Below are 11,436 nucleotides of genomic sequence, written 5' to 3'. Positions count from 1 at the left end.
CGGTCATTCCGCGGGCGTGCACCGTCGTGTCTGCGCGGCCCTCGGGCGGTTCCATGGGAATGCCGGACTCGGTTTCGGAGTCGTCTTCGAACGAGGCCGACAACTGCGCGCAACTCGCGGTCACTATATGAGAGTTCGTGTTCTTCTTGGGAAGATTCCGTTTCCGTTTTCGTCAATCGGCCCATCCCGGGCGCATGCCGGTGTCTGCCGCGGAGCCGTGGGACGTGGGGCGCCGTCTCCTGCGCCCGGCCTCCGCGGAGGCATCCTGAGGGCATGAAGGATCACCGGGAACTGCTGGCCGGGCTGCGGGCGGCCGTGCGTGGCGAGGTCGACTTCACCGCGACCGCACGGGCGCTGACCACGATGGACGCCTCCAACTACCGCCGGGTGCCGCTCGGTGTGGTGGCCCCGCGGGACACCGACGACGTGGCGGCGACGCTGTCCGTGTGCCGGACGTACGGCGTCCCCGTGGTGCCGCGCGGCGGCGGCACCTCGATCGCGGGGCAGGCGACCGGCACGGGTGTGGTGCTCGACTTCACACGGCACATGAACCGGCTGCTGTCCCTCGACCCGGAGGCGCGCACGGCCGTCGTCCAGCCGGGCCTCGTCCTCGACCGCCTCCAGGAGGCCGCGGCCCCGCACGGTCTGCTCTTCGGCCCGGACCCCTCCACCCACAGCCGCTGCACCCTCGGCGGCATGATCGGCAACAACTCCTGCGGCTCCCACTCGGTGGCCTGGGGCACGACGGCCGACAGCGTGCGGGAGCTCGCGGTCGTCACCCCGCGCGGGGACCGGTTGCGCCCGGGCCGGGGCTGGGCGGGCGCCCCGGCGGGACTGCGAGACCTCGTGGACGGCGAACTGGCTCGCCTGCGCACGGCTTTCCCCGGCCTCCCCCGCCGCATCTCCGGCTATGCGGTGGACGCCCTGCTGCCCGAGAAGGGCGCGGATGTCGCCCGCGGCTTCTGCGGCTCGGAGGGCACGCTGGGCGTGCTCACGGAGGCGGTCGTGGATCTCGTACGGGCACCCCGCGCGCGCGTGCTCGCCGTGCTGGCGTACGCGGACGAGAGCGGGGCGGCGGAGGCGGCGGCGGGGCTGTTGCCGTACGGCCCGCTGACGGTGGAGGGCATGGCGGCCGATCTCGTGCCGTCCGGCGCGGGCCTCCCGCGCGGGGGAGCCTGGCTGTTCGTGGAGACCGGCGGGGACACGGCGGCGGAGGCACGCGCGCGTGCGGAGACGATCGTCCGCGCGGCGGACGTCGTGGACGCCCTGGTGGTCACCGACCCGGCGCGGCAGCGCGCGCTGTGGCGGATCCGGGAGGACGCGAGCGGTACGGCGACGCGCATGCCGGACGGGACAGAGGCCTGGCCCGGCTGGGAGGACTGCGCGGTGCCGCCCGCCCGGCTCGGCGCGTACCTGCGCGACTTCCGGGCCCTCATGGCGGACCACGGGCTGCGCGGCACCCCGTACGGGCACTTCGGGGACGGCTGCATCCACGTCCGCATCGACTTCGACCTGCTGACCGGGCCGGGCATCGCCCGCTTCCGGCGCTTCTCGGAGGAACTGGCCGACCTGGTCGTGGCGCATGGCGGCTCGCTCTCCGGCGAGCACGGCGACGGCCAGGCCCGCGCGGAGCTGCTGCCGCGCATGTACGGCGCGGAGACGGTCGCCCTCTTCGAACGTGTGAAGACCGTCTGGGACCCGGACGACCTGCTCAACCCCGGCATGCTGGTCCGCCCCGCACCGCTGGACTCGAACCTCCGCTTCTCCGTCCTCCCGCGCGAACCGGTCGACGTCGCCTTCGGCTACCCCGCCGACGGCGGCGACTTCTCGGCGGCGGTGCGCCGCTGCGTGGGCGTCGCCAAGTGCCGTACGACGTCCGTGTCGGGGCCGGCGGTGATGTGCCCGTCGTTCCGGGCGACGGGGGAGGAGCGGCACTCCACGCGCGGGCGCGCGCGCCTGCTGCACGAGATGCTCGCGGGCGAGCTGGTGACCGACGGCTGGCGCTCCACGGAGGTGCGGGACGCCCTCGACCTGTGCCTGTCCTGCAAGGGCTGCCGCTCGGACTGCCCGGTCGAGGTCGACATGGCCACGTACAAGGCGGAGTTCCTGCACCACCATTACGCGGGCCGCCGCCGTCCGGCCGCGCACTACGCGATGGGGTGGCTGCCGGTGTGGCTGGGCTGGGTCGCGCGGACGCGGGCCGCGGGGGCGGTGAACGCCCTGGCCTCGGTGGGTCCGCTCGCGGGCGTGGCGAAACGGCTGGGCGGGATCGCGGAGGAGCGGGAGATCCCCCGGGTGGCGGGGGAGACGTTCACGCGGTGGTGGCGGGGACGGGGAGGGCCTTCGGGCGACGGCAAGCTGGTGGTCCTCTGGCCGGACACGTTCACGGAGCACCTGTCGCCGTCGGTGGGCCGGGCGGCCGTACGGGTGCTGGAGGCGGCGGGCCTGCGGGTGGCACTACCCCCGACACTGCGGCCGACCGGCGGCCGGGTGGGCGACGCCCGCTCGCGCTCGGCCCTGTCCCTGCTGACGGCCCGCAGGGGCCGGGTCTGCTGCGGCCTGACCTACATCTCCACGGGCCAGCTCGACCGCGCGCGTACGGTCCTGAGCCGAACCCTCGACCTCCTGGAGCCGGTACTGGCCACGGACGCCCCCCTGGTCGTCCTGGAACCCAGCTGCGCGGCCGCTCTGCGCACGGACGCCCCGGAACTCCTCCACGACGACCCCCGTGCGGCGCGGCTCGCCGCGCGGGTGCTGACCTTCGCGGAGGTGCTGGAACAGCACGCCCCGGACTGGACCCCGCCGGTGCTGAACCGTCCGGTCACCGGCCAGACCCACTGCCACCAGCACGCGGTGCTGGGTGAGGCGCCGGACCGGCGACTCCGCGCGGCGGCCGGCCTCACCGGCGAACTGGCGGGCGGCTGCTGCGGCCTGGCGGGCAACTTCGGCTTCGAGGAGGGGCACTACGAGGTCTCGGCCGCCTGCGCCGAGGACCGACTCCTCCCGTCGGTACGCGAGGCGCCGGAGGAGGCGGTCGTCCTGGCCGACGGCTTCTCCTGCCGGACACAGCTGGAGCACCTGGCGGGCGTACGAGGACGGCACCTGGCGGAGGTACTGGCGACTGCTCTGGAAAATACGTGAGCAGTTGCCCCCCTTCTGTCTTCGGCGCGCTCAGTTGAGCCGCCTCAACCTCCGCCCCCGGCTCTCCGCCACCCGCAGCGCGTCGGCGAGGGCGTCGGTGAGGCACTCGGCGAGGTAACGGAGTTCGCCGCGGGGTGCGTCCGGGAGGAGTTCCCGGGCGTGGGCGAGCAGCTCCCTGCCCATCCCGAGCCGCACGGCCTCGGAGGCGTCGGCCGGCCGGGAGACGGGCCCGCCGTGATCGTCGGTGATCAAGTAGCAGGGCTTGCCCTCGCTGCCGGCCCAGGGCAGCAGGCGCGGCTCGTGGAGTTCACTCATGCCGCCTGCCTCCCCTGCAACCAGGGGGCGGTGACGTACGGGCGTACGGCGACGGTCTCGGCTCCGTCGAGGAGGGGATGGAGGCCGTAGGGACTGCGGGGGGAAGGGAGGGGGCGCCTCGTCGCCGCCGGACGAGGTGAGGACGGGGTGGACGAGGACACCGCGCGAGGGCCGGTACGGCGGTGCGCCCCTCGTGGGACGAGCAGCAGGTCCACCCATGCGACGAGGCGGTCGATAAGGTCGGTCATGTCATCAGTTCCGTTCTGCACAGCTGGTGGCCACCCCCCGGACGGCGGCATCCGTCGCGGGGATCTGATGCAAAGCATTCTAGGCATGCTAGGTGTTCCATGAATCGCCTATCGCGCTAAGTATGCTCATTCTGAATCGGTGATCGAGTTCGCTCCCGACATCCCCCGCTGGCGCCAGGTCGCAGAGGTGATGCGTGGTCGCATCGCCGACGGCGCCTATCCGCCGCGTACGCGTGTCCCCTCCGTCGTGCAGCTCACGGCGGAGTTCGGGATCGCCAACGCGACGGCGCACAAGGTCCTCCGGGCGCTGCGCGAGGAGGGCCTGACCTATACGGAGCCCGGCCTCGGCTCCTTCGTCGCCGAGCGGCCCGGGGCGTAGAGCCCGCCGGGGCGCCCGCGCGTACGGGCCGACGCCCTCACGGAGTCGTCTCGCCCCGCGCCAGCGGCCCGCACACCGGCTGAGCGCCCTCCGGGAGGTCGTCCGGCCGGCACCAGCGGGCCTCCAGGATCTCGAAGGGGTCGAGGCGCAGTTCGCCGCCCAGCAGGCGGGCCTCATAGGCCACCTCCATGCGGGTGCGGAAGCCGCTGTTCAGCATGACCAGGCGGCCCACCTCCACGTCGAGGTTCGTCTCCTCCTTGACCTCGCGCACCACCGTCGCCCGGAAGTCCTCGCCCTTGCGGGCGAAGCCGCTCGGCAGACCCCACTGGCGACCCGGGGGCCACATCCGGTGCCGGAGCAGCAGTACCCGCCCCTCGTCGTCGCGCACCACACCGGTCACGCCCACCACGTATTTGGTGTGCAGCAACCACATGATGCGGCTCTGCACGGGGCGCAGGAGCCGCCAGAGACGGGCAATGAGTCGGTGCACGGGACCTCGGAGGGTGTGGGAGCGGACGCGGGTGATCGCCGGTGGGAACGGTACCCGTTGGGTCCACGTGGTGGACGGAGTTGACCGGGGCGGGGCGAGGGTCGCATCGTCAGGCATATAAGCGCTTCACGGTACTGACTTAGTCCAATACTCTGGACTGAACAGTTCACCAAGATGCACACTCGATGCAGGTAAGTGTCCGCTCCGACGTCCCTGGAAGGCCCCGTGACCACCCCCAGCGCCGCCACCCCGTCCACCACAGCAGGGACGGGGCGGCGCGGCCATGCGCCCACACCGGCCGGCGTCCCGCGCGGGCGGGGTTCCCTGGGGCCGGTCGGGCTGGTGCTCGCCGGTGGGATCTCGGTGCAGTTCGGCGGGGCGCTGGCGGTGACGCTGATGCCGCGGGCCGGTGCGCTCGGGGTCGTGGCGCTGCGGCTGCTGGTGGCGGCGCTCGTGCTGATGGTGCTGTGCCGGCCGCGGCTGCGCGGGCACTCGCGCACCGACTGGGGCACGGTGGTCGTCTTCGGTATCACCATGGCGGCGATGAACGGGCTGTTCTACCAGTCCGTCGCCCGCATCCCGCTGGGCCCCGCGGTCACGCTGGAGGTCCTCGGTCCGCTCGCCCTGTCCGTCCTGGCCTCACGCCGTGCGGTCAACCTCGTGTGGGCCGGGCTGGCTCTCGCCGGCGTCTTCCTCCTCGGCGGTGGAGGCTTCAGCAGTCTCGACCCGCTGGGTGTGGTCTTCGCACTGGGTGCCGGCGCCATGTGGGCGGCGTACATCGTCTTCAGCGCACGTACGGGCCGCCGCTTCCCGCAGGCGGACGGACTCGCCCTCGCGATGGTGGTGGCGGCCGTGCTGTTCCTTCCCCTCGGGATCGCGGAGTCCGGCACGAAGCTCCTCGACCCGACGGTCCTCGCCCTGGGCGCGGCGGTCGCGGTGCTGTCCTCCGTGCTCCCGTACACCCTCGAACTCCTCGCCCTGCGCCGCCTGCCCGCCTCCACCTTCGCCGTCCTGATGAGCCTGGAACCGGCCCTCGCGGCCGCCGCGGGCTTCCTGATCCTCGACCAGGCCCTCTCCACCGCGGAGGCCGCCGCCATCGCCCTGGTCATCGCGGCGAGCATGGGGGCGGTGCGGACGCAGGTGGGGCGAGGACGGGTGAAGAGGGCCGGGACCGTCTCCTGACGGCGTCGTACGACGCCGTCCTGGTCGCGGACCAGTTCATCACCGGTCTGGCGCGCGGCGGGCATGTGACGGTGCGGCGCGGAGGCAGCCGCACGCTCGTCACGGACATCGCTCCGGCGCTCGGTGACCGGGCCCGTGAACTGGGAGAGGAGCAGCGGACGTGACCGACCGCGCGACGGTGGACACGACGGCCCCCACGGCCGGATGGCAGGTCTTCATCAGCTACGCCGGCCCGGACCGGACGTGGGCCGAGTGGACCGCCCGGACCCTTGCCGAGGACGGTTTCCAGGTCGCACTGGACCTGTGGGACTGGCGGGTGGGCGAGCGCCTCGACGAACGGCTGGGGGACGCCGCCCGGAGCGGCGTGCTGGTTCTGCCGCTCTCGCCGGACTGTCTCGCGTCGCCGTGGGCGGAGGCCGAGTGGAGCACCGTACTCGCGAAACCGGACGTGCGGGGCCGGCTGCTCCCGGTGGAGATCGAGCCGCTGCCCGCCGACGGCCTGCCGTCCGGGCTGTCCGCCGTCCCGTCGGTGCGGATCTTCGGGCTGCCCGAGGAAGAGGCCGTCAGCCGACTGGTCTCGGCCGGCTGCGTGACCGCGATACGGTCCCCACCGGGGTGCTCTCGTGACCGCGGTGGCTCCGGCGACGGCAGGGGTGGGTGACGGCGCGTCCGGGTAAGGACGGGGCGGTCACACAGGGGTTACAGGGGGGAGCGACATGCTGGCGGGGGCGATCGGTGATCTCTTGCTGGGACTGCTGGCCAGTTGTCTGAGCGGCCTGGCGGTGTGGCTGTGGCAGCGCGGCAGGCACAACCGGGACCTCCGGCTGCGGATGCGTGTCGTCGGCGCCCGTCCCGGCGACACCTGCCTGATCGTGATGAACAACAAGTACGGTGCTCCGGGCACCACCCATCACCACGACGTGCAGGCGATGATCGAGGCGGCCGTCCTCAGCCACGGCCTGCAGTGCGAGGTCGAGATCGTCCGCAGCGACGACTTCCGGGGCAGCAACGGGGACAAGCCGGAGTTCTGCATAGGAGGCCCGCTCGGTTCGAACGTACGGAGCGCGGGCCACCTCGCCCACAGTCTCCCCGGCGTCCTGTTCCACCCCTACACCCACCCGGATCATCCGCTGGCCATCGAGGCGGGCGGCGAGTGCTACCGCTGGGACCGGGAGAACGAGGGGTACGCGCTGCTCGCGAAGTTCACCGCTCCGGGAGGGTCCCGTCCCGTCCTCCTCATCTGTGGGCAGAGCGCCGTCACCAATCACGCCGCCGCGTACTTCCTCCGCCACTCGTACCGTCAAATAGCGGACGCCGTCTCCTCCACCGAACGCTTCTGCCTGCTCCTGAGAGTCCCCTCGATCCGCACCTACGGCTTCCAGGGGGTCACCCTGGAACGCGACCTCACCGACACGGCTTTCGCACCCGGGGCGTAGCGCTCCTCGCGCGCACGGACGTGACGATCCCGCCGCACGGATCGCGGAGAGCGGTCGGCGCGATTCATGCAAGCATGCTTGCTTGTTTCTGGCCGGGCTGCCATGCTCCGGTGCACCGCGCCACACCGCCGTGTCCGTGTCCCGAGGGGAGCGCCTCGTGTCCGATCCGACGCCCGTGATCGACGACCTGTGTGAGGAGAGCGAGGGACTCGACCGGCTGGTGTCCGGGCTCGGCCCCGAGCGGTGGGCACTTCGGACGCCCGCCGTCGGCTGGACCGTCGCCCATCAGATCGCCCACCTCGCCTGGACCGACCGCTCCGCGCTGCTCGCCGTCACCGACGCGGCGGGGTTCCAGGCGCTGGTCGAGAAGGCCCTCGCCGCCCCGAACACCTTCGTCGACGAGGGCGCCGAGGAGTACGCCAGGGCCGCGCCCGCCGAGCTGCTCGCGCGGTGGCGTGAGGGGCGTGCGGCGCTGGAGAAGGCGCTGCGGGAGGCGCCGGCCGGGGCGCGGTTCCCCTGGTACGGGCCGCCCATGTCCGCCGCCTCCATGGCCACCGCCCGTCTTATGGAGACCTGGGCCCATGGACAGGACGTGGCCGACACGATCGGTGTGATGCGGCCACCCAGCGACCGGCTCCGGCATGTGGCGTGGCTCGGGGTGCGGACGCGGGACTTCGCCTATGGGGCGCACGGGCTCACCCCGCCCGCCGAACCCTTCCGCGTCGAGCTCGTCGGACCGGGGGGCGGGGTCTGGGCATACGGCCCCGAGGACGCCCCCCAACGGGTCACCGGCCCCGCGCTCGACTTCTGCCTCCTCGTCACCCAGCGCGCCCACCGCGCGGACCTCGCCCTCACCGCCGACGGTCCCGACGCCGACCGCTGGCTGGACATCGCCCAGGCCTTCGCCGGGCCGGCCGGTGGCGGACGGGAACCGAAGGGGGACACCGCGCGGTGACGGCGACGACCCTGCGCGTCGGCAACTTCTCCGGTTTCTACGGCGACCGCTTCGACGCCCTGCGCGAGATGCTCATCGGCGGCGAGGTCGACGTCCTCACCGGTGACTACCTCGCCGAGCTGACCATGCTCATCCTCGCCCGCGACCGGCTGAAGGGCTCCTCCGCCGGATACGCCCGCACCTTCCTGCGGCAACTGGAGGACTGCCTCGGCCTCGTCCACGAGCGGGGGGTGCGCATCGTCACCAACGCGGGAGGGCTCGATCCGGCCGGGCTCGCGGACGCCGTACGCGCCCTCGCCGACCGGCTCGGCATTCCTGTACGGGTCGCCCACGTCGAGGGCGACGACCTCACCGCGCGGTACCCCGGCAGCCTCGCCGCCCACGCCTACCTCGGCGGATCCGGGATCGCGGAATGCCTCCGCGCGGGTGCCGACGTGGTCGTCACCGGGCGGGTCACCGACGCGGCCCTCGTCACCGGGCCCGCCGCCGCGCACTTCGGCTGGGCACCGACGGAGTACGACCGGCTCGCGGGCGCGGTCGTCGCCGGGCACGTGCTGGAGTGCGGGGCGCAGGCCACCGGCGGGAACTACGCCTTCTTCGGCGAGCGCCCTCCCGGCGGGCTCCGGCGGCCCGGATTCCCCCTCGCCGAGATCCACGCCGACGGCAGCAGCGTCATCACCAAGCACCCCGGAACCGGCGGCTTCGTCGACATCGGTACCGTCACCGCGCAGCTGCTGTACGAGACCGGCGGCGCCCGGTACGCCGGGCCGGACGTCACCGCGCGGCTGGACACCGTACGGCTGGGGCAGGACGGACCCGACCGGGTGCGCGTCGAAGGGGTCCGGGGGGAGGCGCCCCCGCCCATGCTCAAGGTCGGGCTCAACCGGCTCGGCGGGTTCCGCAACGAGGTCGTGTTCGTGCTCACCGGGCTCGACATCGAGGCCAAGGCCGACCTCGTGAAGGAGCAGATGGGCGACGCGCTCGCCAAGTCGCCGCCCGCCGAGGTGCGCTGGGAGCTGGCGCGCACCGACCGGGCCGACGCGGGCACCGAGGAGACCGCGAGCGCGCTGCTGCGGCTCGTCGTACGGGATCCTGCGCAGGAGGCGGTCGGGCGGGTGCTGAGCGGGGCCGCCATCGAGCTGGCGCTGGCCAGCTATCCCGGGTTCCATGTCATGGCGCCCCCGGGCAAGGGCTCCCCCTATGGGGTCTTCGAAGATGTGTACGTCCCACATGGCGACGTCGACCATGTGGCCGTCCTCCATGACGGACGCCGTGTCCCCGTGCCACCGACCCACGACACCGCCGTACTCGAGGACGTACCGGAACCCGCGCTCCCCGCACCACTGCCCACGGGACCCACGACGAGAACCCCCCTCGGCCTCCTCGCCGGTGCCCGCAGCGGTGACAAGGGCGGGAACGCCAACGTCGGCGTCTGGGTCCGCTCCGACGACGCCTGGCGGTGGCTCGCGCACGAGCTGACCGTCGAGCGGTTCCGGGAGTTGATCCCCGAGGCCCGTGACCTGCCGGTCACCCGGCACGTACTGCCCCACCTGCGCGCCCTGAACTTCCTCGTCGAGGGAATCCTCGGCGAGGGCGTCGCCGCGCAGGCCCGTTTCGATCCGCAGGCCAAGGCGCTCGGCGAATGGCTGCGCTCCCGGCACCTCGACATCCCGGAGGCCCTCCTGTGACGGTCCTCGCATCCACCCTGAACACGGCCGACCCGGAGTACCGGGCGCACCGCGACGCCATGCTCGCCAAGCTCGCCGGACTCGACGCCGAACACGCCAAGGCCCTCGCCGGCGGCGGCGAGAAGTACGTCGAGCGGCACCGGAAGCGCGGCAAGCTGCTCGCCCGTGAGCGCATCGAACTGCTCCTCGACCCCGACACGCCCTTCCTGGAGCTGTCCCCGCTGGCCGCCTGGGGGAGCGAGTACACCGTCGGCGCCTCGCTCGTCACCGGCATCGGTGTGGTCGAGGGCGTGGAGTGCCTGATCACCGCCAACGACCCGACCGTGCGCGGCGGCGCCAGCAACCCCTGGAGCCTGAGGAAGGCCCTGCGCGCCAACGACATCGCGCTCGTCAACCGGCTGCCCTGCATCAGCCTCGTCGAGTCCGGCGGCGCCGATCTCCCCTCCCAGAAAGAGATCTTCATTCCGGGCGGAGCCATCTTCAGGGACCTCACCCGGCTGTCGGCGGCGGGCATCCCCACCATCGCCGTCGTCTTCGGCAACTCCACCGCCGGGGGCGCGTACGTTCCCGGCATGTCCGACCACGTGATCATGGTCAAGGAGCGGGCGAAGGTGTTCCTCGGCGGCCCGCCGCTGGTGAAGATGGCCACCGGGGAGGAGAGCGACGACGAGTCCCTGGGCGGCGCCGAGATGCACGCGCGCGTGTCGGGCCTCGCCGACCACTTCGCCGTCGACGAACCGGACGCGCTCCGCCAGGCCCGCCGGGTCGTCGCCCGCCTCAACCACCGCAAGGCGTACGACGACCCGGGACCGGCCGCGCCCCCCCGGTACGACGAGGACGAACTCCTCGGCATCGTCCCGGGCGACCTCAAGATCCCCTTCGATCCGCGCGAGGTCATCGCGCGGATCGTCGACTCCTCCGACTTCGACGAGTTCAAGCCCCTCTACGGCACCAGTCTCACCACCGGCTGGGCGGCTCTCCACGGCCATCCCGTCGGCATCCTCGCCAACGCCCGGGGGGTCCTCTTCAGCGAGGAGTCCCAGAAGGCCGCCCAGTTCATCCAGCTCGCCAACCAGCGCGACATCCCGCTGCTCTTCCTGCACAACACCACCGGCTACATGGTCGGCAAGGAGTACGAACAGGGCGGCATCATCAAGCACGGCGCGATGATGATCAACGCGGTCAGCAACTCGAAGGTCCCCCACCTGTCCGTCCTCATGGGCGCCTCCTACGGCGCCGGGCACTACGGCATGTGCGGCCGCGCCTACGACCCGCGCTTCCTGTTCGCCTGGCCCAGCGCCAAGTCCGCCGTCATGGGCCCGCAGCAGCTCGCCGGAGTGCTGTCGATCGTCGCGAGGCAGTCGGCGGCGGCGAAGGGGCAGCCGTACGACGACGAGGCGGACGCGGCGCTGCGTGCCGTGGTGGAGCAGCAGATCGAGTCCGAGTCGCTGCCCATGTTCCTGTCCGGGCGGCTGTACGACGACGGCGTCATCGACCCGCGCGACACCCGTACCGTCCTCGGCCTGTGCCTGTCGGCCATCCACACCGCGCCCTACGAGGGCGCGCGCGGTGGCTTCGGCGTCTTCCGGATGTGAGGCCCAC

General features: G+C 72.7%; 10 protein-coding genes. 8 read left to right on the top strand and 2 right to left on the bottom strand.

Translation table 11 applies throughout. The annotated features are described in order from the left end of the window. Window positions 1-273 precede the first annotated feature (273 nt). A complete protein-coding gene (locus ACFXAE_RS16440) occupies window positions 274-3,141 on the top strand; it encodes an FAD-binding and (Fe-S)-binding domain-containing protein (protein ID WP_384714401.1) in 2,868 nt (955 codons plus the stop codon). Between the two features lie 30 nt (window positions 3,142-3,171). Here the strand turns inward: ACFXAE_RS16440 and ACFXAE_RS16435 are convergent, their stop codons facing one another. Next, entirely contained in the window at window positions 3,172-3,456 is a 285-nt protein-coding gene (locus ACFXAE_RS16435; protein ID WP_384714399.1) for a hypothetical protein, read from the bottom strand. A gap of 387 nt (window positions 3,457-3,843) precedes the next feature. On the opposite strand from ACFXAE_RS16435, the gene ACFXAE_RS16430 reads away from it, so the two are divergent. Next, window positions 3,844-4,083, top strand: a complete 240-nt coding sequence (locus ACFXAE_RS16430) for a GntR family transcriptional regulator (protein WP_384714396.1) — start codon at window positions 3,844-3,846, stop codon at window positions 4,081-4,083. 37 nt (window positions 4,084-4,120) lie between these two features. Here the strand turns inward: ACFXAE_RS16430 and ACFXAE_RS16425 are convergent, their stop codons facing one another. After that, the gene (locus ACFXAE_RS16425; protein ID WP_384714393.1) at window positions 4,121-4,573 is read right to left on the bottom strand and encodes an NUDIX hydrolase; all 453 of its coding nucleotides are present in this window, start codon (window positions 4,571-4,573) and stop codon (window positions 4,121-4,123) included. A gap of 225 nt (window positions 4,574-4,798) precedes the next feature. Here ACFXAE_RS16425 and ACFXAE_RS16420 point away from each other — a divergent pair, with 225 nt between their 5' ends. The 6 genes from ACFXAE_RS16420 to ACFXAE_RS16395 all read left to right on the top strand — a co-directional run bounded on the left by ACFXAE_RS16420 (window position 4,799) and on the right by ACFXAE_RS16395 (window position 11,429). Next, the gene (locus ACFXAE_RS16420; protein WP_384714390.1) at window positions 4,799-5,755 is read left to right on the top strand and encodes a DMT family transporter; all 957 of its coding nucleotides are present in this window, start codon (window positions 4,799-4,801) and stop codon (window positions 5,753-5,755) included. A gap of 160 nt (window positions 5,756-5,915) precedes the next feature. Further along, window positions 5,916-6,416, top strand: a complete 501-nt coding sequence (locus ACFXAE_RS16415) for a toll/interleukin-1 receptor domain-containing protein (RefSeq protein ID WP_384714387.1) — start codon at window positions 5,916-5,918, stop codon at window positions 6,414-6,416. Between the two features lie 55 nt (window positions 6,417-6,471). After that, entirely contained in the window at window positions 6,472-7,191 is a 720-nt protein-coding gene (locus tag ACFXAE_RS16410) for a hypothetical protein (RefSeq protein WP_384714384.1), read from the top strand. A 157-nt stretch (window positions 7,192-7,348) separates the two neighbouring features. Next, on the top strand, window positions 7,349-8,146 hold the full coding sequence (locus ACFXAE_RS16405) for a TIGR03084 family metal-binding protein (RefSeq protein WP_384714381.1): 798 nt from the start codon (window positions 7,349-7,351) through the stop codon (window positions 8,144-8,146). Next, entirely contained in the window at window positions 8,143-9,834 is a 1,692-nt protein-coding gene (locus ACFXAE_RS16400) for an acyclic terpene utilization AtuA family protein (RefSeq protein WP_384714378.1), read from the top strand. The genes ACFXAE_RS16405 and ACFXAE_RS16400 overlap by 4 nt, the downstream gene beginning before the upstream one ends. Then, a complete protein-coding gene (locus tag ACFXAE_RS16395; RefSeq protein WP_384714375.1) occupies window positions 9,831-11,429 on the top strand; it encodes an acyl-CoA carboxylase subunit beta in 1,599 nt (532 codons plus the stop codon). Before ACFXAE_RS16400 ends, ACFXAE_RS16395 begins: the two co-directional genes overlap by 4 nt. Window positions 11,430-11,436: the final 7 nt, after the last annotated feature.

The sequence above is a fragment of the Streptomyces sp. NPDC059454 genome (assembly GCF_042749965.1).
Taxonomy (GTDB): Bacteria; Actinomycetota; Actinomycetes; order Streptomycetales; family Streptomycetaceae; genus Streptomyces.
Note: the sequence above shows the minus strand (reverse complement) of the source record. Positions and strands in the feature narration are given on the sequence as shown.